The organism is Mycolicibacter heraklionensis, assembly GCF_019645815.1.
GTDB classification, from domain to species: Bacteria; Actinomycetota; Actinomycetes; order Mycobacteriales; family Mycobacteriaceae; genus Mycobacterium; species Mycobacterium heraklionense.
In genome coordinates, this window is record NZ_CP080997.1 from 3,255,039 (window position 1) to 3,278,847 (window position 23,809).

The window sequence follows — 23,809 nt, forward strand, 5'->3', positions numbered from 1 at the left end:
CGCACACCACCTCCCTATAGGCGCATCACCCTAACGCGCGAGCCGCCGAACCCGACGCTGGCAGGATGTCTGTTGTGCAGTCAACACAGGCCGAAGAATCCGGTATCGGTCTGATCATCGCCGTCAAACGGCTCAGCGTGGCCAAGACCAGGCTGGCGCCGGCGTTTCCGGCGCCGCTGCGCGAGGCCGTGGTGCTGGCCATGCTGGTGGACACCATCAGCGCGGCGTCGGCCGCGCGGGGATTGGAACACATCACCGTGGTCACCCCCGATGAGGCGGCCGCCGCGGCGGCCGCCGAGCTGGGCGCCGAGGTGCTGGAGGATCCGACTCCGGACGGCCACGGCGACCCGCTGAACAACGCGCTCACCGCAGCCGAAGCCGCGGTGACCGGTTCGGTGCCGAATATCGTTGTGTTGCAGGGTGATTTACCGGCTCTGCAATCCTACGAACTGGACGAGGCGATCGCCGCCGCACGGACACACCCGCGCAGTTTCGTCGCCGACCGGCATGGGATGGGCACTGCGGCGCTTTTCGCATTCGGCACCGCCCTGGACCCCCGCTTCGGCCGGGATTCCTCGAATCGGCACCGGCAGTCAGGTGCGCTGGAGCTCACCGGCGCCTGGCCCGGGCTGCGTTGCGACATCGACACCCCGGAAGATCTGGCGGTAGCGCGACGGCTCGGAGTCGGCGCGGCAACGGCCCGCGCACTCGCGCACGCCAAGTCCGGTGGCAGCACCACGCGGGATGAGTAATGATTTCCCCGTGGACGAAATTGAGGGCAGCGAACTCACCGAGGCGCGTGCCGACACGACCGACTGGCGCCCGCATGACGCCGCTCCGACCGCCCCACCCGCTGCCACCGAGAGTCTTCCGGCCGCCGATGACGACGAACTGCCCGCGGACCGCTACCTCAACCGTGAACTGAGCTGGCTGGACTTCAACGCGCGGGTGTTGGCGCTGGCCGCCGACACCTCATTGCCGCTCTTGGAGCGCGCCAAGTTCCTGGCGATCTTCGCTTCCAATCTCGACGAGTTCTACATGGTCCGGGTCGCCGGCCTCAAACGCCGTGACGAGATGGGCTTGTCGGTGCGCTCGGCCGACGGCCTGACCCCGCGTGAGCAACTGCGCCGCATCGGCGAGCAGACCCAGCAGATCGCCACCAGCCACGCACGGGTGTTCCTCGACTCGGTCCGTCCGGCGCTGGCCGCCGAAGGCATCCACGTCGTGACGTGGGCCGACCTGCTGCCGGCCGAACGTGACCAGTTGTCGGTGTACTTCCACGAGCAGGTGTTCCCGGTGCTGACGCCGCTGGCGGTCGACCCGGCGCACCCGTTCCCGTTCGTCAGCGGGCTCAGCCTGAACCTGGCGGTGACGGTCAAGCGTCCCGAGGACGGCGGAAGTCACTTCGCGCGGGTCAAAGTCCCCGACAACGTCGACCGTTTCGTCGAACTCGATGCCGGCGCCAGCGGCGGCGACAGCCGTGGCGAGGTCCGCTTCCTGCCGATGGAGGAGTTGATCGCGGCGTTCCTACCGGTGTTGTTCCCCGGCATGGAGATCGTCGAGCATCACGCGTTCCGTATCACCCGCAACGCCGATTTCGAGGTCGAAGAGGACCGCGACGAAGATCTGTTGCAGGCCTTGGAACGCGAGTTGGCGCGGCGCCGGTTCGGGTCGCCGGTGCGCCTTGAGGTCGCCGATGACATGACCGAGCACATGCTGGAGCTGTTGCTGCGCGAACTCGACGTGGACCCCGGTGACGTCATCGAGGTGCCCGGCCTGCTGGACCTGTCGTCGCTGTGGCAGGTCTACGGCCAGGACCGGCCCGATCTCAAGGACCGTACCTTCGTCCCGGCCACCCACCCGGCGTTCGCCGAACGGGAAACCCCCAAAAGCATTTTCGCCACCCTGCGCGAGGGCGATGTGCTGGTACACCACCCTTACGACTCATTCGCCACCAGCGTGCAACGGTTCATCGAGCAGGCGGCCGCCGACCCGGGCGTGCTGGCGATCAAGCAGACGCTGTACCGCACCTCCGGCGATTCACCGATCGTCACCGCGCTGATTGACGCCGCCGAGGCCGGCAAGCAGGTGGTGGCTCTTGTCGAGATCAAGGCCCGGTTCGACGAGCAGGCCAATATCAAGTGGGCGCGCAAGCTGGAGCAGGCCGGTGTGCACGTGGTGTACGGGCTGATCGGTCTGAAAACCCATTGCAAGGTCTGCCTCGTCGTGCGCCGCGAGGGCTCGACGATCCGGCGGTACTGCCATATCGGCACGGGCAACTACAACTCCAAGACCGCGCGTCTCTACGAAGATGTGGGTCTGCTCACCGCCGACCCGGACATCGGTGCCGATCTGACCGACCTGTTCAACTCGTTGACCGGCTATTCGCGGAAAGTCGCCTACCGCAACCTGTTGGTGGCCCCGCACGGTGTACGGACCGGGATCATCGAACGCATCGAACGCGAGGTCGCGGCACACCGCGATTCCGGCAACGGCCGGATCAGGCTCAAGCTCAACTCACTGGTCGACGAGCAGGTGATCGATGCGCTCTATCGCGCCTCTCGAGCCGGAGTGCGAGTCGAGTTGTTCGTCCGCGGAATCTGCGCACTGCGGCCCGGAGTGGAGGGTTTCTCCGAAAACATCCTCGTCCGATCGATTCTCGGCCGATTCCTGGAGCACTCCCGCATCATCCACTTCCGCGCCATCGACGAATTCTGGATCGGCAGCGCCGACATGATGCACCGCAATCTGGATCGCCGGGTCGAAGTGATGGTGCAGGTGAAGAATCCACGGCTGGCCGCACAACTGAGCGATGTGTTCGACTCGGCAATGGATCCGGCGACCCGCTGTTGGGAGCTCGGGCCAGACGGTCAGTGGACGGCGGAACCGCAGGCCGGCGCCACGGTGCGCGATCACCAGGCGTCGTTGATGGACCGACATCGCAATCCCTGATGTCCGGCGGCCCACCGCCGCCCACGAAGCCCGAATTGACCTGCAGGAGTGCAAGGTGCTCGAAACGACAGTGTCGAATGGCTCCGGGACGGTGGACAAGGTCGTCCACGCCGCCGGTGCGGTGCTGTGGCGGACACGGCGCAATACCGTCGAAGTGGCCCTCATCCACCGCCCGCGCTACGACGACTGGTCACTGCCCAAGGGCAAAGTCGATCCCGGTGAGACCGAACCGGTGACAGCCGTACGGGAGATCCTGGAGGAGACCGGCCAGCACGCACACCTGGGCCGTCGGCTGGGAGCGGTCCGCTATCCGGTCACCCAGGGCGTCAAGAAGGTGCGGTACTGGGCCGCGCGGGCGGTGGGCGGTGACTTCGTGCCCAATCACGAGGTCGACGACCTGGTCTGGCTACCGGTCGATGCCGCCATGAAGGAACTGCAGTATGCCTACGACCGGAAGATATTGCGGCGGTTCGCCAAGCAGCCTGCGGACACCGAAACGGTGTTGATCGTGCGGCACGGTACCGCTGGGCGTCGTTCCCGGTTCTCCGGCGACGACCGCCAGCGGCCGCTGGACAAGAGGGGCCGTGCGCAGGCCGAGGCGCTCACCGATCAGCTGCTGGCCTTCGGCGCGACCGCAGTGTACGCGGCCGACCGGGTGCGCTGTCAGCAGACTGTGGAGCCGTTGGCCGCCGAACTCGGGGTGGCGGTGCACAACGAGCCCACGCTGACCGAGGAGTCTTACGGCGACAACCCGAAAAGGGCCCGCCGCAGGGTGGTCGAGATCGCGCAATTGGGCGGCACACCGGTGATCTGTACTCAGGGCAAGGTGATTCCGGACCTGATCGCCTGGTGGTGCGAGCGCGACGGTGTCAGCCCAGACAAGTCCCGCAACCGCAAGGGCAGCACCTGGGTGCTGTCGCTGTCGGGCGGCCGACTGGTGGCCGCGGACCACATCGGTAGTCCGCTGGCTACCCAAGCACTGGTATGAACGACCGAGCGCCGCGGGGATAACCCCGCGGCGCTCGGCTATTCGTTGCTACTTGCGACCCTTACGGGCCGGCGCCTTGGTGGCTTTCTTGGCCGGAGCCTTCTTCGCCACGGCCTTGGTCGCGGCCTTCTTCGCAACGACCTTCTTGGCCGGAGCCTTAGTCGCTGCCTTCTTCGCAACGACCTTCTTGGCCGGAGCCTTGGTCACAGCCTTCTTGGCCGGAGCCTTAGTCGCTGCCTTCTTCGCAACGACCTTCTTGGCCGGAGCCTTGGTCACAGCCTTCTTGGCCGGAGCCTTAGTCGCTGCCTTCTTCGCGACAACCTTCTTGGCCGGAGCCTTGGCGGCGGTCTTCTTCGCGGCGGCCTTGGTGGCCTTCTTGGCCGGGGCCTTCTTGGCGGCAGTGGCGCTGGCACCAGCACCGCGCTTGACGGCGAGCCCCTCGGACGGGACCTTCTGCGCGCCAGAAACAATCGCCTTGAACTGCGCACCGGGGCGGAATGCGGGAACGGACGTCGGCTTCACCTTGACCGTTTCACCGGTGCGGGGATTGCGGGCCACGCGTGCGGCGCGACGACGACGCTCAAAAACGCCGAACCCGGTGATGGTGACGCTCTCACCCTTGTGGACGGCGCGCACAATGGCATTGACGAAATGCTCGACGGCTTCAGTCGCCGACCTGCGGTCGGTGTCCAATTCCTTTGTGAGCACCTCGATGAGCTCTGCTTTGTTCATCCAATCCCTCCGAAACCAGTGGCCCTACTTGAGCCGACTAGAGCACACGGTAAACCCTGATACCACTGATATCCAAGAGCCACGCGCAATTTCAGATGAGATTATGGGCGAATTCGGCAATCCGGTTACCGCCCTTGGACGCTGACGAGAGCGTCGTACCTACCGGAATTCAGCTCCGGCGCGGCCCCTCAAGAAGCGGGCAAGGTGCGCGGTTTCCAGCTCGGTCGGGCAGCCTCGAAAGAATCGATATCGTCGAGTTTCCGCAGCGTAAGGCCTATATCGTCGAGTCCTTCAGACAGCCGCCAGGCGGTGTAGTCGTCAATCGTGAACGCCACCACCACCGTTCCGGCGGTGATATTCCGATCTTGAAGATTGACAGTGATTTCCAGCCCCGGGCTCTGCTCGATGACTTTCCACAGCAGTTCCACATCATCTTGGGCCACCTGGGCCGCCAGCAGGCCGGCCTTGCCGGCATTGCCCCGGAAGATGTCGGCGAATCGGGAGGAGATCACCACCCGGAACCCGTAGTCGAGCAGCGCCCACACCGCATGTTCCCGTGACGATCCGGTACCGAAGTCCGGCCCGGCCACCAGCACCGAACCTTGGTCGAAGGGGCTGAGATTCAGTACGAAGGACGGATCGGTGCGCCAGGTGGCGAACAGGCCGTCCTCAAATCCCGTCCGGGTGATGCGCTTCAAATAGACCGCGGGGATGATTTGGTCGGTGTCGACATTGGACCGCCGCAGCGGGACTCCGATTCCGGTATGGGTGTGGAAAGCTTCCATGACTAGGCTCCTTTTAATCCCGTGGCGGTCAGTTCAAGTCAGTTCAGGTCCTGGGGGGCCGACAGCGTCCCACGGACGGCGGTGGCCGCCGCCACGACCGGGGAAACCAGATGAGTGCGTCCACCCTTGCCCTGCCGGCCCTCGAAATTGCGGTTGGACGTCGACGCGGACCGTTGGCCCGGCTCCAGCTGATCCGGGTTCATGCCCAGGCACATTGAGCAGCCGGGCTGGCGCCACTCGGCGCCGGCGGCGGTGAAGACTTCCGCGAGACCTTCGGCTTCGGCTTGATTGCGCACCCGCATCGAACCCGGCACCACGAGCATCCGCACCCCGTCGGCAACCTGGCGTCCGCGCAGCACATCAGCCGCCGCGCGCAGGTCCTCGATGCGACCGTTGGTGCACGACCCGACGAACACCGTGTCGACCGTGATGTCGCGCATCGGCGTCCCCGGTTGAAGGTCCATGTACGCCAACGCCTTCTCCGCGGCCCGCCGCTCGGCCTCGTCGTTGATCGACTCCGGGTCGGGCACCTGGGCGCCCAGCGGGACGCCCTGGCCGGGGTTGGTGCCCCAGGTCACGAACGGCGTCAGCGCGTCCGCATCCAGGTGGACCTCGGCGTCGAACACCGCACCCGGATCGGTGCGCAGGCCGCTCCAATAGGCCACGGCGGCGTCCCAGTCCGCACCGGTCGGTGCGTGCGGCCGGCCCCGCAGGTACTCGTACGTGGTCTCGTCGGGGGCCACCATGCCGGCCCGGGCACCGGCCTCAATGCTCATGTTGCAGATCGTCATCCGGGCCTCCATCGACAGCGCCTCAATGGCGCTGCCGCGGTATTCGATGACGTAGCCCTGGCCGCCACCAGTACCGATCTGGGCGATCACCGCCAAGATGATGTCCTTGGCCGTCACGCCGTCGGCGAGTCGCCCGTCGACATTGACCGCCATGGTCTTGAAGGGCTTCAGCGGCAACGTCTGGGTGGCCAGCACGTGTTCGACCTCCGAGGTGCCGATACCCATCGCCAGTGCACCGAACGCGCCGTGGGTGGAGGTGTGACTGTCGCCGCACACCACCGTCGTGCCCGGCTGGGTGAGCCCCAGCTGCGGCCCGATGATGTGCACGATCCCCTGATCGATGTCGCCCATCGGATGTAACCGGATGCCGAACTCGGCGCAGTTGTGCCGCAACGTCTCGACCTGGGTGCGCGACACCGGGTCGGCGATCGGTTTGTCGATATCGACCGTCGGCACGTTGTGGTCCTCGGTGGCGATGGTCAGATCCGGGCGCCGCACTCCACGACCGGCCAGCCGCAGTCCCTCAAAGGCCTGCGGGCTGGTGACTTCGTGAACCAGGTGCAGGTCGATGTAGATGAGATCGGGTTCGGTTCCGCCGCCGGATACCACGACGTGGTCTGCCCAGACCTTCTCGGCCAGGGTGCGAGGCTGCTCGGTCTTGAACATCACTGCCATCCCTCAATCTATGTCGTCTCATATTTTGAGACGCTAGTATCTGTATATGGGACAGCATAGCGGCATCGGCGTTCTGGACAAAGCGCTGGCAGTACTGCACTCAGTTGCCGAATCGCCGTGCGGGCTGGCCGAACTGTGCGACCGCACCGGCCTGCCGCGCGCCACCGCACACCGGCTGGCCGCAGGCCTGGAAACCCACCGGCTGCTCGGACGCGACAACGAGGGTCGCTGGCAGATCGGTCCCGCGGTCAGCGAACTGGCGGCTCGCGCCGACGATCCGCTTCGGGCGGCCGGCGCGGCGGTGCTGCCACGGTTACGAGAGATCACTGGAGAGAGCGTGCAGCTGTACCGCCGCGAGGGCTCCGAACGGGTCTGCGTTGCGGCGCTGGAACCGCCTGCGGGGCTGCGCGACACGGTTCCGGTCGGTGCCCGGCTGCCGATGACGGCCGGCTCGGGCGCCAAGGTCCTGCTGGCCTACGCCGATGCGGCCGTGCAACAGGAAATGCTGGCGGAGGCCAAGTTCACCAGCCGCACCCTCTCGGAGATGCGTCGGCGGGGCTGGGCACAAAGCGTTGCCGAACGCGAGCCCGGGGTGGCCAGCGTGTCGGCACCGGTGCGCGATCACCGCGGCACTGTGGTGGCAGCGATCTCGGTGTCGGGTCCAATCGACCGGATGGGGCGCCGCCCGGGCGCGCGCTGGGCCGCCGACCTGCTCGCGGCGGCCGACGCGCTCGCCGAGCGGCTGTAACCCGGACGCGAGCAGCCACAGAATCGCATGCCACTGGCCGGTTCAGTGCGATTCCGCGTCCGCTCGCCTGAGGGTCCGGTCCGCCTGACAGACTGCTGCTATGGGAACCAAACAGCGCGCACAGATCGTCATGACCGAGGCCGAGGTCGCTGATTTCGTCAACAGTCACCGCACCGGGACGCTGGCCACCATCGGGCCCGACGGCCAGCCCCATCTGACCGCCATGTGGTACGCGGTGCTCGACGGCGAGATTTGGCTCGAGACCAAGGCCAAGTCCCAGAAGGCGGTCAACCTGCGCCGCGATCCGCGGGTCACCTTCCTTCTGGAGGCCGGCCAGACGTACGACACGCTGCGCGGGGCCGCCTTCGAGGGCGTCGCGGAGATCGTCGATGACCCCGACACCCTCTTCCGGGTAGGCGTCAGCATCTGGGAGCGCTACACCGGTCCCTACACCGACGAGATGAAGCCCGGCGTCGACGCGATGATGAACAACCGGGTCGCTGTGCGCATCGTCACACGCCGCACTCGCTCCTGGGACCACCGCAAGCTCGGGTTGCCGGCAATGCCGCTGTCTGGTTCCACCGCCCCGAAGGGCGACTGAACCACCCACTCGGCCTTGGACAGACCCACAAAAAGGCCCGCACCTTCGAGAAGGTGCGGGCCTTTTGCGATGTACCCCCGATGGGATTCGAACCCACGCTACCGCCGTGAGAGGGCGGCGTCCTAGGCCGCTAGACGACGGGGGCTAGAACATTTCCGGGTTGTCAGCATAGCCCAACCCGCACGGCCCGCCTAATCGCTTGCAGCGGACCGTTTTTGCTGGGGTACCAGGACTCGAACCTAGAATGGCTGAACCAGAATCAGCTGTGTTGCCAATTACACCATACCCCATTGGCCGACCATTACCGCTGGTCAGAGTGCCGGGTGGGCACTGCTGGCCAGCCGTTCTTGGGCCGACGAGCAGACTACCAAACTTCTACGGCGAAGTTGTCATCGCGCTTCCCCAACGCCGTCTCGGGCGCTCCGCAGCCGGGCCAGGCTGCGGTCCGGGCCAAGCAGTTCCAGGGACTCGAACAGCGGCGGGCTGACCAGACCACCGGAGACCCCGACCCGGATCGGCCCGAACGCCTTGCGCGGTTTGAGCCCCAGCTCGTCCAGCAGCGCCGCTTTCAGCGCGGCCTCGATGTTGGCGGTGGTCCACTCCCCCACGCCCTCCAGCGCAGCGATGGCCGCATTCAACACCGGAGCGGCGTCGGGGCCCAATTCCTTGGCCGCGGCGCGCGGGTCCAGCTCGAAGTGATCGTCGTTGAAGAACTTCAGCAACGGCCAGGCGTCGCCGAGCACCACGATGCGGGTCTGCACCAGTGCAGCGGCTACCCCGAAGCCGGCGTCGTCCAGGCCGGTGTCATGTCCGTGGGTGTCGAGATAACTGCGCAACCGTGCGGTGAAGTCGTCGGCGTCAAGCAGCCGGATGTGCTCGGCATTGAGCGCATCGGCCTTCTTCTGGTCGAACCTGGCCGGGTTGGAGTTGACGTCGACCACATCGAACGCGGCGACCATCTCGTCAAGGCTGAACACGTCGTGGTCGTCGGCGATGGACCAGCCCAGCAATGCCAGGTAGTTCAACAGCCCCTCGGGGATGAAGCCCCGGTCGCGGTGCGCGAAAAGGTTCGACTGCGGGTCACGCTTGGACAGCTTCTTCGTTCCCTCGCCCAAAACGGTTGGCAGATGGCCGAATTCCGGGACGCGATCAGCGACGCCGATGCGGATCAATGCCTGGTACAGCGCGATCTGACGTGGCGTGGACGGCAAAAGGTCCTCGCCGCGCAGCACGTGGGTGATCTTCATCATGGCGTCGTCGACCGGGTTGACCAACGTGTACAACGGATCCCCGTTGGCGCGGGTCAGCGCGAAATCGGGAACGGTGCCCGCCGGAAAGGACGTCGGCCCGCGCACCAGGTCCGTCCAACCGAGTTCGGTATCGGGCATCCGCAACCGCACGACGGGCTTGCGGCCCTCGGCCAGAAAACCGGCCCGCTGCTCGGGGGTCAGCTCACGGTCGAAGTTGTCGTAACCCAGCTTGGGGTTACGGCCGGCGGCGAGGTGGCGGGCCTCGACTTCCTCCGGCGTCGAGAACGCCTCGTAAGCCTCACCCGCCGCCAGCAGCTGCGCCACCACGTCACGGTGGATGTCGGCGCGCTGCGACTGCCGGTACGGGCCGTAGGGACCACCCACCTCGGGCCCCTCATCCCAGTCCAGATGCAGCCAGCGCAGCGCATCCAGCAGCGCCAAGTAGCTTTCCTCGCTGTCGCGTTGCGCGTCGGTGTCCTCCACCCGGAAGACCAAGGTGCCGCCGGTGTGGCGGGCGTAAGCCCAGTTGAACAGCGCGGTGCGGATCAGCCCGACGTGCGGCGTGCCGGTCGGTGACGGGCAGAACCGGACGCGAACACCAGATGTGGTCACGACTTTCCTTTGCGGATAACCGGATTGGACAGAGTGCCGATGCCTTCGACGGAGACGGACACGGTGTCACCGTGCTCGATGGGGCCGACACCGTCAGGGGTGCCGGTCAGCAGGATGTCGCCGGGCAGCAGCGTCATCACCGCGGAGATCCACTCCACGATGGCACCGACGTCGTGCATCATCAGCGAAGTCCGGCTGTCCTGCTTGACCACCCCGTTGACCTCGGTGCGAATCGCCAGGTCAGCTGGGTCGAGGTCGGTGACGATCCACGGTCCGATCGGGCAGAAGGTGTCGTGGCCCTTGGCCCGGGTCCACTGCCCGTCGGCCTGCTGCTGGTCACGCGCCGACACATCGTTACCGATGGTGTAGCCCAAAATGTTGTCCTTGGCCCGCGCGGCCGGCACGTCCTTGCACGGACGGGAGATGACCACGGCCAGCTCACCTTCGTAGTGGACCGGGGAAGCATTGGCGGGCAGCTGAATCGGCACGTTGGGCCCGATGATCGCCGTGTTGGGCTTGAGGAACATCGTCGGATTGGCCGGTGGGGCGCCGCCCATTTCGGCGATGTGGGCCGCGTAGTTCTTCCCGATGCAGACCACCTTGCTGGCCAGAATCGGCGCCAGCAGCCGCACGTCGGCCAGCGGCCAGGACCGGCCGGTGAACTCCGGTGTGCCGAACGGGTGCTCAGCGATCTCGCGGGCAGTCATCTCGTGTGGCCGGTCCGGGTCCCCTTCAAGGCTGACGAAGGCGACGCCGTCCGGGCTGACAATTCGGCCTAGGCGCATTTGCACAAGCCTAATGGCCTGCTCCTACCGGCCGCGGGTCGACATCGGCAGAGCACGACCCGGGCGGGCGGGCCTGTGGAACCATGGTCGGATGTCCACCGAGCCGATCGGCACAGCCGCTCGCTGGTCGGTCGTGGTCGTCGCCCTGGTCGCCACGCTGTGTTCATTCGTCTTCATCAACGGCATTGCCTTCGTCATCCCCATGCTGGAGACCAAGCGCGAAACCAACCTGGCGATGGCCGGTCTGCTGGCCTCGATGCCCAGCTTCGGAATGGTGCTGACCCTGTTCGCGTGGGGAGCGCTGCTGGACCGCATCGGTGAGCGAATCGTGTTGAGCGTCGGTTCCGCCTTGACCGCGCTGGCCACGTTCGCGGCTGCGTCCATGCAGTCGCTGATCGGCGTCGGCGCTTTCCTCTTTCTCGGAGGCATGGCCGCCGCCAGCGCCAACACCGCCAGCGGTCGGCTGGTGACGGGCTGGTTCCCGCCCCACCAGCGCGGACTGGTGATGGGCATCCGCCAGACCGCGCAGCCGTTGGGCATCGCGTTGGGGGCCGAGGTGATTCCCGAGCTGGCCGAGCACGGGCTGGCGCGTGCGCTGATGTTCCCGGCAACGCTGTGCGCCGTGGCGGCGGTGGCGTGTGCGATCGGCGTGGTCGACCCGCCGCGCAGGCCACGGTCGGCAGCCTCTGGCGCCGAACTCGCCAGTCCCTACAGCGGTTCGAAGGTGCTGTGGCGCATCCACTTGTCTTCGGCTCTGTTGATGGTTCCGCAGTGTGTGCTCGCCACCTTCATGCTGGTGTGGCTGATCGTGGACACCGACTGGTCGATCGCCGCAGCAGGTGGCCTGGTGACGGTGTCGCAGTTGCTCGGCGCCGCGGGACGGGTGGCGGCCGGCCGGTGGTCCGACCGCGTGCGGTCGCGGCTGCGGCCGATACGCAGCCTTGCCGTCGCCGGAGCGGTGGCGATGCTGGCTTTGGGGGCCGCCGATCACCTGCACTCCCATCTCGCCGAATCGGCGATGGTCATCGCCGCGGTTATCACCGTGCTGGACAACGGATTGGCGTCGACTGCCGTCGCCGAGATCGCCGGTCCGTACTGGAGCGGCCGCGCGCTGGGCATCCAGAACACCACCCAGCGGCTGACCGCCGGGATCGCTCCGCCGCTGTTCGGTGCGCTGATCGGCGCTGCCGGTTACCCCCTGGCCTTCGCCCTGTGCGGACTGTTCCCCCTGGCCGCGCTGCGTTTGGTGCCGGTGAGCGCCGAGCCCGAAGGCCGCTCCGCGCTGGAGGCGCTGCGGACCCTGCGAGTGCCGCCCGGGCCGCCGCCCGACCCGTCCGCGCAACCCTGAGCGTGGCGCCAAGTACCGTCGAAACAATGACGGATATGGCTCATGTCCGGCTTCGGACACCAACCGTGGCGGACGGCCCGGCCCTGTGGCAGATCGCCGTCGACAGCGCCACCCTCGACGTCAATTCGCCCTACGCCTACCTGCTGTGGTGTCGTGATTTCGCGTCTACCTCGGTGGTTGCCGAGGTGGGCGGGCAGCCCGGCGGTTCAGCGAGGCTCGACGCAGGAGAGGCGAAGCTGGGACCGCCGCATGAACTCGGCGGTTCAGCGAGGCTCGACGCAGGAGAGGCGAAGCTGGGACCGCCGCATGAACTCGGCGGTTTCGTAACCGGCTATCGGCGCCCCGAGCGGCCGGAGACCCTGATGGTCTGGCAGGTGGCGGTCAACGCCGCCCACCGCGGGGCCGGCCTGGCCGGCCGGATGCTCGATCACCTGGCGACCGCACAGGTCACCCAGGGAGTCACGCACCTTGAGACCTCGATCACACCGGACAACGACGCCAGCCGACGGCTCTTCAGCGCCTTCGCCCGCCGATGGGACGCGCCGCTGGAGTGCTCCGAGCTGTTCGGAGCGGGTTTGTTCCCCGAATCTCATCTGGCAGAAGAACTGTTTCGCATCGGACCACTTCGGGTACACCCACGACGCCAGTGAGGGCGTGGCAAGGTTGAGATCACAAATTGGTCTCGGTAAGGTCACGAACGCGCAAACGTGAGCCCCGGCGGACCTAGGCGGGGGGATACGAGCGGGGTGGTGGGTCGAGCCGAGATCACCCGCGGCTTGAGTTGGATGTCGACCTGTCGTTCCGTTCCGTTGTATGTGACCGACGGACGGAGGAACCATGACGATTTTCGAAACCCTTGAATCCGAAGTACGAAGTTATTGCCGTTCCTGGCCGGTGACGTTCGACCGTGCCAGCGGCTCCCGGATGTGGGATGTCGACGGCAAGGAATACCTGGACTTCTTTGCCGGCGCCGGAGCGCTCAACTACGGGCACAACCATCCCGAACTGCGGGCGCCGCTGCTGGAATACCTGAGCTCCGATCGAGTGGTGCACAGCCTCGACATGAACACCGTGGCCAAGGCCGAGTTCCTGGAGCGCTTCAACGAGGTGATCCTCAAGCCCCGCGAACTCGACTACAAAGTGCAGTTCCCCGGACCCACCGGGACCAACGCAGTGGAGTCGGCACTGAAGCTGGTGCGCAAGATCACCGGCCGCGAGAGCATCATCAGCTTTACCAACGCTTTTCACGGCATGACGCTGGGCTCACTGAGCGTCACCGGCAACTCGATGAAGCGCGGCGGCGCCGGGATTCCGCTGGTGCACGCCACCCCCATGCCCTATGACAACTACCTCGACGGCGTGGTCCCCGACTTCATCTGGTTCGAGCGCCTGCTCGAAGACAGCGGCAGCGGCCTGAACGACCCGGCGGGGGTGATCGTCGAGACCGTGCAGGGCGAAGGCGGAATCAATGTCGCCCGCCTGGAGTGGTTGCGCGGGTTGTCCGACCTGTGTCGGCGTCACAACCTGCTGCTGATCGTCGATGACGTCCAGATGGGCTGTGGGCGCACCGGACCGTTCTTCAGCTTCGAGGCGGCCGGCATCGTCCCCGACATCGTCTGCCTGTCCAAGTCGATCAGCGGGTACGGGCTCCCCATGGCATTGACGCTGTTGAAGCCGGAACTGGACGTCTGGGAACCGGGAGAGCACAACGGCACGTTCCGCGGCCAGAACCCGTCGTTCGTCACCGCCGCCGCTGCGCTGAACTTCTGGACCGACAACCGCTTGGAGAAGTCGGTACTGCGCAAGGGTGAAGTGATCGAACAGGCGCTGACCGAGGTGGTGGACCCGATCCCCGGAGTCACCACCCGGGGCCGCGGCCTGATCCGCGGAGTGGCTTTCGAACGCCCGGAGCTGGCCGGCGCGGTATGCCGCGAGGCATTCGAGCGCGGCCTGTTGCTGGAGACCTCCGGACCGGAAGGCGAGGTTGTAAAACTGATGCCGCCGTTGGTTATTGACGATGACGACCTGGCCGAAGGCCTGATGATCGCCGCGCAGTCGATCGAAGCCGTCGCCGCCCGTGAACTCACCACTACCGCAGGAGCCGCCCGATGATCGTCCGCACCCTCGCCGAGATCAAGGGCACCGACCGCGACGTCCAGTCCAAGACCTGGAACAGCCAGCGACTGCTGCTGGCCCGCGACGGACAGCGGTTCTCCCTGCACGAGACGTGCCTTTACGCCGGCACGGAGACCTCGATGTGGTACGCCAACCACGTCGAGGCGGTGTACTGCGTCGGCGGCGAAGGCGAGCTGATCAACGACGAGACCGGCGAAGTGCATCCGCTGCGCGACGGCACGTTGTACCTGCTCGACGGTCACGAGCACCACCGCGTCGCCGCCCACACCGACCTGCGCATGGTGTGCGTGTTCGACCCGCCGGTGACCGGGCAGGAGGTGCACGACGAGACCGGCGCGTACCCCCTGTTGACTGAACAACCGCAGGAGACGGCATCGTGACCCCTCCCCTGACCGAAGCCCTCACCGACCACTACCCCACGCGCAACAACGTCACGATCGGTATCGAACCCCGGCGCGACCCGGTGGTATGGACCGCAGAAGCCAACAGCGGCCCGTTGAGCCCGGCCCGTGTCGCGCAGTTCGACGCCGACGGATTTCTGGCCGTCGACACCCTGGTGGACACCGACGTCGTGGCGGATCTGCGTAACGAACTGGACCGCCTGCGGGCCGACGCTGCGCTGGCCGCCGACGAACGCTCGATCTGCGAGCGTGACAGCGGGCAGATCCGGTCGATCTTCGAGGTGCACCGGATCAGCCCGGCGTTCGCCGCGCTGGTCGCCGACCCGCGCCTGGTGGGACCGGCCCGCCAGCTGCTGGGCTCCGACGTCTATGTGCACCAGAGCCGGGTCAACTTCAAGCCGGGTTTCAACGGCCGAGAGTTCTACTGGCACTCCGATTTTGAGACCTGGCACGCCGAAGACGGAATGCCCGCTCCGCGCGCGGTCAGCGTCTCGGTGGCGCTGACGGAGAACCTGGACAGCAACGGGTCGCTGATGATCATGCCCGGTTCGCACCGCTGGTTCGTATCGTGCCCGGGCCAGACCCCGCCGGATCACTACCGCTCGTCGCTCAAACAGCAGGAAATCGGCACACCTGACGACGCGAGCCTGACCTGGCTGGCCGATCAGCACGGGATTCGTCAGATCACCGGCCCAGCCGGATCCGCGGTGTTCTTCGACTCCAACTGCATGCACGGGTCGAGCAGCAACATCACCCCGTATGCGCGCTCGAACGTATTCATCGTCTACAACAGCGTGGACAACGCCCTGGTGGAGCCGTTCGGCGCTGCCGCTCCGCGACCGACATTCATCGCCAGCCGCGTCTTCGACCCGGTGTAGAGCTGGGCGGAAAGGGACTGCTGTGGCACGTTTCCTGTCCATCACGCTGACCGGACGTGGGGTGTCGTGCCGGGCGCGGCTGCTCGACGAGCAGGCGCCCCTGACCTGCGCCGTGGTCTGGGAAGCGTTGCCCGTCGCCGGCCAGGCCTATCACGGCAAATATGCCCGCAACGAGGTCTACACGCTGTTGCCGCCGTTGGGCTCCCCGGGCCGGGAAAACACCACGGTCACACCGATCCCCGGCGACGTCTGCTTCTTCGACTTCGACGCCGGTGACATCGGCAACCCCGCCTATGGCTACGACGAAGGCGGGCAGGCGAATTCACCGCTGGGCGCCACCGACCTGGCGATCTTCTACGGCCGCAACAACCTGTTGGTCAACGGCGATGTCGGGTGGGTGCCCGGCAATGTCTTCGCCACCATCGAGGACGGCCTGACCGAGATGGCCGCCGCCTGCAACGACTTGTGGATGGCCGGCGCGGTTGGCGAGAAGCTGGCCTTCGCGCGGGCTTAGCCCAATACGCGCTCGGCGAACAAACCGGCCGCCAGCACCAGATCGTCGCTGTGCCGCGGACCGATGATCTGCAAGCCGATCGGCAGGCCCTCCGACGTAGCACCGATCGGGATGCTCAGCGCCGGCTGTTGAGTCATGTTGAACGGGTAGGTGAACGGCGTCCACTGAGCCCACCACCGCATGCCGGAATCGATCGGAACGTCATGGCCGGCGGCGAAGGCCGCAATCGGGGTGGTCGGTGTGATCAGCAGATTGTGCCGTTCGTGGAACCGTCCCATGGCCACGCCCAGATCCACACAGACCTGCCGGGCCGCCAGGTAGTCAACGCCGGAAACCGCGGCCCCCCGATCCCACATGTCGGCCAGTCCGGGATCGACGAGCCCGCGGTCGCTTTCGCGGCCGCGCAGGCTGCCGGCCGCACCGGTTGCCCACAGCACCTCGAAGGCGTCGATCGGATCGGAGAAACCGGGGTCGGCCGCCAGGACGTTCAGCCCGGCATCGGCGAGTGCTTGGACCGCCTCGGCCACCGCGGACTCGATCTGTGGGTCGACGTCGACGTATCCCAGGGCCGGCGAATACGCGACGTCGAGACCGACCACGTCGCGGCGGAGCTCGCCGCGGTAGGTGGTCAGCGTCGGCGGAAGCGACGTGGGGTCGCGGTGATCGGGCAGCGCGATGATGTCCAACAGCATGGCGGCATCCTCGACGGTCCGGGTGATCGGCCCGGCGTGCGCCAGCGGACCGAACGGGCTGATCGGATACATCGGCACCCGCCCGTGGGTGGGTTTGAAACCGACCACCCCGCAGAAGCTCGCGGGGATGCGGATGCTGCCGCCGCCGTCGGTGCCGATCGCCAGCGGCGCCATCCCGGCGGCGACCGCGGCGGCGCTGCCGCCCGAGGAGCCCCCCGCGGTGCGCGTGGTATCGGCGGGGTTGCGGGTGATGCCGGTCCGCGGGCTGTCGGTCACGCCTTTCCATGCCAGTTCCGGGGTGGTGGTCTTGCCGAGCAGCACCATGCCGTCATTGCGGACCTTGTCCACCGCCGGGCTGTCGTCGGGCCACGGCCCCGCCGGATCGGCGAGCAGCGATCCCCGCAGGGTCGGCCAACCGGCGGTGTGGAAGACGTCTTTGACTGCGATCGGCACTCCGTCGAGCAGGCCCTTGGTGTAGTTGCCGCCCCAGCGGACCTCGGACTGGCGGGCCTCGGAGAGCGCGGCCTCTTCGTCGACCAGACAGAAGGCGTTGACCTCGCCGTCGCGTTCGCCGATCGCCGCGAGGGCGGCCGCGGTGGCTTCCACCGGTGACAGCTCGCCGGAGGTGTAGGCGGCGACCAGTTGCAGGGCGGTCAGTTCGGTGGGGTCAGTCATGCGACGCCTCCTTAACCGGTTCCGCTCGCCGCCGACACGCGGCGCTTGTCGACGACGTTGTGCAGGGGTTGTCCGGACATATACCGGTGAAAATTGGCAACGAACTGCTGCTGCAACGTGTTTCGCCAACCCCTGATGTCACCACTGTTGTGGGGCGTCAGGCGTACATTGGGGGCGCTCCACAACGGATGGTCGGCTGGAAGGGGCTCCGGGTCGACGACATCGAGGGCCGCGCCGGCAATGACACCGGCCTGCAGCGCCGCCACCAGCGCGCCGGTGTCGACCAGCTCGCCGCGGCCCACGTTGATCAGTCGCGCCGTCGGCCGCATTGCGTCAAGCACGCCGGCATCGACCATGCCCCGGGTCTGCGGCGTCAATGGCGCCGCCAGCACCACATAGTCGGCGTCGGTGACCGCGGCGAGCAGATCCGTGGTGATCGCGCCGAAGTCGGGATCCTCGCGGGCGCCGCGTCCGACACCGCGCACCGACATTCCGGTCGCACGCAGCAACCGGGCGATGGCCCGCCCGACGGGTCCTGGCCCGACGATCGTGACCGACGCCCCGGCAATCGGCTCGCTGTCGAAGTGCTCCCACCGCCGGCCACGCTGAGCGTCCCAGGACCGCCGGAAATCCTTGGCGAAGGCCAGGATCTGCCCCAGCACATATTCGGCTATGGGCTCCTCGAAGATGCCGCGGGAATTGGTGACGACGACATCGCTGTCGATCAGCTCGTCGAACAGCACCGCGTCCACCCCGATGGCGGCAACCTGAACCCAGCGCAACGCGTCTGCCGAAGGCCATACCGATTTCAGTGCGGGAGAAGAGAAATCGTATAGGAACAGCACGTCGGCGCCGACGATTCCGTCGGCCAGCCGCGACGACGGAACCATGCGCAGCTCCGCATCTGCGCTGATCGAATCGAGTTGGGCGGGAACCGACTCGCCGTGCTGGACGGTCACCACCGGCCGCGCGTCCACATTGACACCGTAAAAACAGATCGTATGATTGTCAACAATCCAGGGCTGTCCTGGGGGTGGAACGTCGGTATGGGGAAACCCATGGATCTGTCCCTCTTGCCGGACTTCGACGGGCCGGTCGATCAGCGCGGTGTCGGCATCATCGCGCCGTTCGATCTGGCCATCGAACGCGAACTGTGGCGCTGGATCCCCGCCGAGGTGACCCTGCATCTGGCACGCACCCACTACGAACCGGTCCCGGTGAGCCGGGCCATGGCCGAACTGGTGTCCGACACCAACCACCTACAGGCGGCAACCCGCGACGTGCTGCACGTCGAGCCGGAGGTAGTCGCCTACCTGTGCGCGTCGGGCAGCTTCATTCACGGCGTCGAGTACGAGAAGACGCTGGTCACTGCGATCGAAGCCGCCGGCGCCAAGGCAGCGGTCACCACGTCGGGAGCACTGGCTGAAGCGATTGTCGCGCTGGACATCTCGCGGATCAGCGTGCTGACCCCATACGACGAGGAGCTGACCGACCTGCTGCGAGTGTTCTTGAACCAGCTCGGGGTCAGCGTGCTGCATTCGGATCATCTGGGCCTGGGCGGCGGGATCTGGAAGGTCAACTACCGCACGGTGGCCGAACGGATCCTGGCCGCGGACCGCCCGGATTCGCAGGCCATCTTCGTCAGCTGCACCAACCTGCGGACCTACGACATCATCGCTCCCCTGGAGCAGATGCTGGGCAAGCCGATACTGACGGCCAACCAACTGACGATGTGGGCGTGTTTGGGCCGGATGGACCTGCCGATGATGGGTCCAGGGCGGTGGCTCCGCGACGTCTTCACCGGAGCCCCGCAATGACCACCACCCAACCGACCGTCGGGTTCATCTATCCCGACCACGCCGCCGAGTCCGACTATCCGCGCGCCGCCCACTTGCTGGGTGTGCACCTGCCGGTGGCGCACATCTACGGCACCGACTTGCACGCCGTGCCGGAGCTGATGGATCTCGGCAGCCCGGACAAACTCGCCTGGGGAGCGGCGCTGCTGGCGCCGCAGCGGCCCGCCGCGGTGGTCTGGGCATGCACTTCGGGCAGCTTTGTATTCGGGCCCTCCGGCGCCGCCGAGCAGGTCGATCGGCTGGCGACGGAAGCCGGCGTGCCCGCCTCGAGCACGTCGTTCGCCTTCGTGCACGCCCTGGCCGCGCTCGGCTGTCGCCACGTCGCGGTGGCGGCCAGCTATCCGCGCGAGATCGCCGAGCTGTTCGTGAATTTCGTTGCCGCCCACGGTGTCACCGTTGAAACGATGGGCGATGCCGGCATCCCCACCGCCGCACAGGTGGGCCGACTGACACCAAGCGACGTGCGGGAATTGGCGCTGCGCAATGACTCACCCCGAGCAGAGGCACTGTTGATCCCCGACACCGCCATGCACACCGTCGACCAAATCGACGAGCTCGAGCGACTGCTCGGCAAGCCGGTCCTGACCGCCAACGCGGTGACGGTGTGGGAGGGTTTGCGCATCGCCGGGATAACCCGGCGGACCACCGGGCTGGGCGCATTGTTCGAGGATGGGCGATGACAATCTCACATGATGCCGGGTTCGAGCCGTTGAGCCGGCCCTCGACGGCCGAGCTGATCGCCGAACGGCTCCGGGAGGCGATCACCCGCGGCCGGCTGGCACCGGGTCAACAACTCGGCGAAGCGAGCCTGGCCGCGCAGTTCGCGGTGTCGCGCGGCCCGCTACGTGAGGCGATGCAGCGACTGGTGGCCGAAGGGTTGCTGCGCAGTGAACGCAACCGGGGCATCTTCGTCGTCGAACTCACCGATGACGATGTCCGCGACGTGTACCAGGCCCGCAAGGCCATCGAACGCGCCGCCGTAATCGAAGTGCTGCGCGGTGACCCCCGCGTCGCGGCGGCGCGACTGCGTGGCCCGGTGGAAGCCCTGCGTGTTGCCGCCTCCCGAGGCGACGGCGCGGCGGCGGCCGATGCCGACCAGGAGTTTCACGAGGTGTTGGTCGACTGTGCCGGCAGTCCTCGACTGCACCGCGCGATGCGGACGCTGCTGTCGGAAACGCGAATCCTGCTCGGCGAACTCGAAGAGGCCTATCCCGACCTGCGCGAGCAGGTCACCGAACATGTCGTGCTGCGCAAGGCGATCGGCGCCAGAAACGAAGAACTGGCGATCCGGCTGATCGACGAACACATGGACGATGCGGTGCGCCGCCTGTTGGCGCGCCGAGGACAGCTGCTTCTGGCGCCGTCGTAGCTGCTAGCCGATCTGGTCGCCGATCTCTTTGGCCGCCTCGACCAGCACACCGGCCACCCCTCGGTACTGTGAGCTGCTCAGTCGGTGAACGGGCGCAGCGGCGTTGAGTGCCAGCAGCACACCTGGGGCGCGCGTGGGGATGGGGACCGCGACTGAGGCGACTCCTTCTTCACTCCCCTCCCGGTTCACCGCGTACCCCTGTTGTCGTATCCGACTGAGCTCGCGTTGCAGCTCCGTCCTGGTGCCGACCGAATGTGCCGTCACGCGCTCCAGCGCATCGTCTGGGTACAGATGGGCAATGTCGACATCAGACAGGCGCGCCAGCAGCGCCTTGCCGGTCGAGGTGCAGTGCGCGGGCATGGTGCGCCCGAGCCTTGAGGCAACCCGAACGGCAGCCGGCCCCTCGGCGGCTGCGATGAAGCGAACCCTGGCGCCCTCGAGCATTCCCAGATGGACCGACTCGTTGAGGCGTTCACTGAGGCGAAGCAGGACCGGTTTTGCCGCATTCTCGATATCGATGCGGTTGAACACCGAAAACGCCACGCTCATCAGCGCCGGCCCGGGGTGATACGCCTTCGACACCGGATCCTGGCGCACGAAGCCCCGGTATTGCAGCATGGCCAACAGGCGATGGGCCGTCGAGGATGCGACGCCCAAGTGCTTCGCCGCGTCGGTCAAACGGATCTGCGGCTGCTCTCCCAGCAGCAGCAGAAGCTTCAGCGCCCTGTCCACCGACCCGATCGGATACTGCGGCACGCCCCACTCCGGAGCCGCGGCGCCAGCGCCGTCGGCAGTGGCCCGGAGAAGCTCATCGCTCTGCATACCAGAGATCGTACTCAGCGTTGTTGACCTTTAATCCGTCGTCCTGGCAAAGTTTTCTGCACGCCCCGAAAAGTTTTCTCTGCATACCAGACATCGCGGGCCTTCAAGACTGGAGACGCATCGATGAGTGATCACCGTCATGTCCTCGACGAGGTCCGGCGGGGAATGATCCCAGCGCACATCTACAACGACGCCGAGATCTTCGAACTCGAGAAGGAGCGGCTCTTCCGCCGGGCCTGGATGTTCGTGGCGCATGAGTCGGAGATCCCCCAAGACGGCGACTACGTGGTGCGACGCATGCTCAACGACTCCTTCATCATTGCGCGCGACTCCAAGGGCGACGTGCGGGCCATGTTCAACATGTGCCTGCATCGCGGGATGCAGATCTGCCGCGCCGAGATGGGCAACGCCTCCAATTTCCGCTGCCCCTACCACGGCTGGTCGTATCGAAACGACGGGCGCATCACCGGCCTGCCCTTCCACCAAGAGGCTTATGGCGGCGAGGCCGGCTTCTCCAAGCGCGGTCAGACGCTGTTGCCGGCACCGAGCCTGGCCAGTTACAACGGGATGATCTTCATCAGCCTTGATCCCCAGGCTCCGCCGCTCGAAGAGTTTCTCGGCGACTTCAAGTTCTATCTCGACTTCTACACCAAGCAGAGTCGCAGCGGTCTCGAGGTGCGCGGCCCGCAACGATGGCGCATCAAAGCGAACTGGAAGATCGGCGTCGAGAACTTCGCCGGGGACATGTATCACACCCCGCATACCCACGCCTCTGTCGTCGATATCGGGCTGTTTCGTGAACCGAAGGCGCAGAAGCGTAAAGACGGTGCGACCTACTGGGCGACCTGCGGCGGCGGTACGACCTACAAGCTGCCGCCGGGCAACTTTGAGGAACGGATGCGCTATGTCGGCTACCCCGACGAGATGGTGGGGCGAATCAAGGACGTGTGGTCAGCCGATCATCAGCGCATGGTCGCCGACGACGGCTTCATGATCTCGGCGGCATCGTGCTTTCCCAATATGAGCCTGGTGCACAACTGGCCGAAGATTCAAGACAGCGAAGATGTGTTGCCGTTCATATCGATTCGTACCTGGCAGCCGATCAGTGAGAACGAAACCGAGGTGTACTCGTGGTTCGCGGTCGACGCGGCCGCCCCCGAGCAATTCAAGAAGGACTCCTACAAGGCCTACCTGATGTGCTTTGGCTCCACGGGCATGTTCGAACAGGATGACGTGGAGAACTGGGTGTCGCTGACCAACACCGCTGCCGGCTCCATGGCCCGTCAACTGTTGCTCAACGGACGGATGGGGCTGCTTGCCGACGACACCCCGGTGGTCAATGCGTTACCGCCGGAGCTGTTCCACGGCCCGGGTACCGCTCAAGTCGGCTACAACGAGAACAATCAGCGAGCGATCCTTCGGATGTGGGCCGATCACCTTCAAATGCCTCCGGTAGCAACGGACACCGCAGCGATGGGCACGCAGCGCGAAGGAATCACGCCCCTGGTGCAGACCAACGGCACGTCGGCATGCGAGACAGCCTGCGAGGAGGCCCGGGTATGACATCCACCGAGAAGAGTCAGCGGCCCGGGTTCGCCCGACCGAAAGATGCCGGCGGCCCCTGGGAGCTCGCAGTTCTGGGCGGCCATGCACCGAAGACGGTTCGTACCGGTAAGCCCTTGCCGTTCAACGACGCCCGGCACCTGCAGGCACATCAGTTCTTGGTCGACGAGGCCTATCTGCTCGACGCGCAGCAGTACACCGAATGGCTCGACACCCTCACCGAGGACATCCATTACTTCATGCCTGTGCGGGTGACCACCGCCTCGGGCGCTGGATTCGACACTTCGCCCGGCATGGCCCATTTCGACGAGAACAAATACTCGCTGAACCGGCGCGTCGCGCGCTTTGCGACCGAGCACGCCTGGACCGAAGATCCTCCGTCGCGGCTGCGCCATCACATCACCAATGTCCGTACCTTTGCCTGCGACGATGACCAGCACCTGATCGTCGAGTCGGCCGAGCTGCTCTTCCGCAGCCGCGGCGATGTGAACGAGGCGGCGTTCGTCTCCTGCGGCCGTGAAGATCTACTGCGGCGCACTGATGACCAATGGAAGTTGGCGCGGCGCACCATCTATGTCGATGAGTCGGTCCTGCGCATGCAGAACTTGGCGGTCTTCCTGTGAGCGCACTCGACGA

The 23,809-nt window shown here is 66.3% G+C and carries 24 protein-coding genes and 2 tRNA genes; 16 read left to right on the forward strand and 10 right to left on the reverse strand.

Features of this window, described 5'->3' with window-relative positions; all coding sequences use genetic code 11:
• The first annotated feature begins 65 nt into the window (after positions 1-65).
• The 3 genes from cofC to mutT1 are packed head-to-tail and all read left to right on the forward strand — an operon-like array spanning position 66 to position 3,940.
• Positions 66-752 (forward strand): 2-phospho-L-lactate guanylyltransferase, encoded by a 687-nt coding sequence (gene cofC, locus K3U94_RS15365; protein WP_434084872.1) that lies wholly within the window; start codon positions 66-68, stop codon positions 750-752.
• Positions 745-2,952, forward strand: coding sequence for an RNA degradosome polyphosphate kinase (locus K3U94_RS15370; RefSeq protein ID WP_047319357.1), 2,208 nt, complete (start codon positions 745-747; stop codon positions 2,950-2,952). The genes cofC and K3U94_RS15370 overlap by 8 nt, the downstream gene beginning before the upstream one ends.
• Positions 2,953-3,007: 55 nt before the next feature.
• Positions 3,008-3,940, forward strand: a complete 933-nt coding sequence (gene mutT1, locus K3U94_RS15375) for an 8-oxo-(d)GTP phosphatase MutT1 (protein ID WP_220694266.1) — start codon at positions 3,008-3,010, stop codon at positions 3,938-3,940.
• A 48-nt stretch (positions 3,941-3,988) separates the two neighbouring features.
• Here the strand turns inward: mutT1 and K3U94_RS15380 are convergent, their stop codons facing one another.
• The 3 genes from K3U94_RS15380 to leuC form a co-directional block, all read right to left on the reverse strand.
• Positions 3,989-4,672 carry an HU family DNA-binding protein gene (locus K3U94_RS15380; protein WP_047319359.1) on the reverse strand — a complete coding sequence of 228 codons (684 nt, stop codon included), beginning with the start codon at positions 4,670-4,672 and terminating at the stop codon, positions 3,989-3,991.
• A gap of 188 nt (positions 4,673-4,860) precedes the next feature.
• The gene (gene leuD / locus K3U94_RS15385) at positions 4,861-5,457 is read right to left on the reverse strand and encodes a 3-isopropylmalate dehydratase small subunit (RefSeq protein ID WP_047319360.1); all 597 of its coding nucleotides are present in this window, start codon (positions 5,455-5,457) and stop codon (positions 4,861-4,863) included.
• Between the two features lie 38 nt (positions 5,458-5,495).
• Positions 5,496-6,914: a 3-isopropylmalate dehydratase large subunit gene (gene leuC, locus K3U94_RS15390; protein ID WP_047319433.1), complete on the reverse strand. Its 1,419-nt coding sequence runs from the start codon at positions 6,912-6,914 to the stop codon at positions 5,496-5,498.
• 55 nt (positions 6,915-6,969) lie between these two features.
• Between leuC and K3U94_RS15395 the strand changes: the two genes are divergently transcribed.
• Positions 6,970-7,671 carry an IclR family transcriptional regulator gene (locus K3U94_RS15395; RefSeq protein ID WP_047319361.1) on the forward strand — a complete coding sequence of 234 codons (702 nt, stop codon included), beginning with the start codon at positions 6,970-6,972 and terminating at the stop codon, positions 7,669-7,671.
• 100 nt (positions 7,672-7,771) lie between these two features.
• The gene (locus K3U94_RS15400; protein WP_220694267.1) at positions 7,772-8,272 is read left to right on the forward strand and encodes a PPOX class F420-dependent oxidoreductase; all 501 of its coding nucleotides are present in this window, start codon (positions 7,772-7,774) and stop codon (positions 8,270-8,272) included.
• 72 nt (positions 8,273-8,344) lie between these two features.
• Here the strand turns inward: K3U94_RS15400 and K3U94_RS15405 are convergent.
• The 4 genes from K3U94_RS15405 to K3U94_RS15420 all read right to left on the reverse strand — a co-directional run bounded on the left by K3U94_RS15405 (position 8,345) and on the right by K3U94_RS15420 (position 10,919).
• A tRNA-Glu gene (locus K3U94_RS15405) sits at positions 8,345-8,417 on the reverse strand.
• Between the two features lie 73 nt (positions 8,418-8,490).
• Positions 8,491-8,562: transfer RNA gene (locus tag K3U94_RS15410), tRNA-Gln, on the reverse strand.
• A 99-nt stretch (positions 8,563-8,661) separates the two neighbouring features.
• The gene (gene gltX, locus K3U94_RS15415; RefSeq protein ID WP_220694268.1) at positions 8,662-10,134 is read right to left on the reverse strand and encodes a glutamate--tRNA ligase; all 1,473 of its coding nucleotides are present in this window, start codon (positions 10,132-10,134) and stop codon (positions 8,662-8,664) included.
• Positions 10,131-10,919 (reverse strand): fumarylacetoacetate hydrolase family protein, encoded by a 789-nt coding sequence (locus tag K3U94_RS15420; protein ID WP_220694269.1) that lies wholly within the window; start codon positions 10,917-10,919, stop codon positions 10,131-10,133. The genes gltX and K3U94_RS15420 overlap by 4 nt, the downstream gene beginning before the upstream one ends.
• Positions 10,920-11,010: 91 nt before the next feature.
• Between K3U94_RS15420 and K3U94_RS15425 the strand changes: the two genes are divergently transcribed.
• From K3U94_RS15425 to K3U94_RS15450, 6 genes are all read left to right on the forward strand, one after another.
• On the forward strand, positions 11,011-12,267 hold the full coding sequence (locus tag K3U94_RS15425; protein ID WP_220694270.1) for an MFS transporter: 1,257 nt from the start codon (positions 11,011-11,013) through the stop codon (positions 12,265-12,267).
• Between the two features lie 26 nt (positions 12,268-12,293).
• Positions 12,294-12,917 (forward strand): diaminobutyrate acetyltransferase, encoded by a 624-nt coding sequence (gene ectA / locus K3U94_RS15430; RefSeq protein WP_230987146.1) that lies wholly within the window; start codon positions 12,294-12,296, stop codon positions 12,915-12,917.
• A gap of 187 nt (positions 12,918-13,104) precedes the next feature.
• The gene (gene ectB, locus K3U94_RS15435; protein ID WP_220694271.1) at positions 13,105-14,379 is read left to right on the forward strand and encodes a diaminobutyrate--2-oxoglutarate transaminase; all 1,275 of its coding nucleotides are present in this window, start codon (positions 13,105-13,107) and stop codon (positions 14,377-14,379) included.
• Positions 14,376-14,783: an ectoine synthase gene (locus tag K3U94_RS15440; RefSeq protein ID WP_047319366.1), complete on the forward strand. Its 408-nt coding sequence runs from the start codon at positions 14,376-14,378 to the stop codon at positions 14,781-14,783. The genes ectB and K3U94_RS15440 overlap by 4 nt, the downstream gene beginning before the upstream one ends.
• A complete protein-coding gene (thpD, locus tag K3U94_RS15445) occupies positions 14,780-15,682 on the forward strand; it encodes an ectoine hydroxylase (RefSeq protein WP_230987148.1) in 903 nt (300 codons plus the stop codon). Before K3U94_RS15440 ends, thpD begins: the two co-directional genes overlap by 4 nt.
• 22 nt (positions 15,683-15,704) lie before the next feature.
• Entirely contained in the window at positions 15,705-16,196 is a 492-nt protein-coding gene (locus tag K3U94_RS15450) for a DUF3830 family protein (RefSeq protein WP_047319367.1), read from the forward strand.
• On the opposite strand, the gene K3U94_RS15455 is transcribed toward K3U94_RS15450, so the two are convergent.
• Both K3U94_RS15455 and K3U94_RS15460 read right to left on the reverse strand, forming a co-directional pair.
• The gene (locus K3U94_RS15455; protein WP_047319368.1) at positions 16,193-17,563 is read right to left on the reverse strand and encodes an amidase; all 1,371 of its coding nucleotides are present in this window, start codon (positions 17,561-17,563) and stop codon (positions 16,193-16,195) included. The genes K3U94_RS15450 and K3U94_RS15455 overlap by 4 nt on opposite strands.
• Before the next feature lie 11 nt (positions 17,564-17,574).
• Positions 17,575-18,540 carry a D-2-hydroxyacid dehydrogenase gene (locus K3U94_RS15460; RefSeq protein WP_220694272.1) on the reverse strand — a complete coding sequence of 322 codons (966 nt, stop codon included), beginning with the start codon at positions 18,538-18,540 and terminating at the stop codon, positions 17,575-17,577.
• Between the two features lie 81 nt (positions 18,541-18,621).
• On the opposite strand from K3U94_RS15460, the gene K3U94_RS15465 reads away from it, so the two are divergent.
• Genes K3U94_RS15465 through K3U94_RS15475 form a run of 3 tightly spaced genes read left to right on the forward strand, consistent with a single transcriptional unit; the run spans position 18,622 to position 20,788 of the window.
• The gene (locus K3U94_RS15465) at positions 18,622-19,380 is read left to right on the forward strand and encodes a maleate cis-trans isomerase family protein (protein WP_220694273.1); all 759 of its coding nucleotides are present in this window, start codon (positions 18,622-18,624) and stop codon (positions 19,378-19,380) included.
• Positions 19,377-20,099 carry a maleate cis-trans isomerase family protein gene (locus tag K3U94_RS15470; RefSeq protein WP_220694274.1) on the forward strand — a complete coding sequence of 241 codons (723 nt, stop codon included), beginning with the start codon at positions 19,377-19,379 and terminating at the stop codon, positions 20,097-20,099. Before K3U94_RS15465 ends, K3U94_RS15470 begins: the two co-directional genes overlap by 4 nt.
• Positions 20,096-20,788: a GntR family transcriptional regulator gene (locus K3U94_RS15475; protein WP_220694275.1), complete on the forward strand. Its 693-nt coding sequence runs from the start codon at positions 20,096-20,098 to the stop codon at positions 20,786-20,788. Before K3U94_RS15470 ends, K3U94_RS15475 begins: the two co-directional genes overlap by 4 nt.
• 3 nt (positions 20,789-20,791) lie before the next feature.
• On the opposite strand, the gene K3U94_RS15480 is transcribed toward K3U94_RS15475, so the two are convergent.
• On the reverse strand, positions 20,792-21,610 hold the full coding sequence (locus K3U94_RS15480; RefSeq protein WP_047319373.1) for an IclR family transcriptional regulator: 819 nt from the start codon (positions 21,608-21,610) through the stop codon (positions 20,792-20,794).
• A 123-nt stretch (positions 21,611-21,733) separates the two neighbouring features.
• Here K3U94_RS15480 and K3U94_RS15485 point away from each other — a divergent pair, with 123 nt between their 5' ends.
• Both K3U94_RS15485 and K3U94_RS15490 read left to right on the forward strand, forming a co-directional pair.
• Entirely contained in the window at positions 21,734-23,173 is a 1,440-nt protein-coding gene (locus K3U94_RS15485) for an aromatic ring-hydroxylating oxygenase subunit alpha (RefSeq protein ID WP_220694276.1), read from the forward strand.
• Positions 23,170-23,796, forward strand: a complete 627-nt coding sequence (locus K3U94_RS15490) for a 3-phenylpropionate/cinnamic acid dioxygenase subunit beta (RefSeq protein ID WP_220694277.1) — start codon at positions 23,170-23,172, stop codon at positions 23,794-23,796. Before K3U94_RS15485 ends, K3U94_RS15490 begins: the two co-directional genes overlap by 4 nt.
• Positions 23,797-23,809 lie beyond the last annotated feature (13 nt).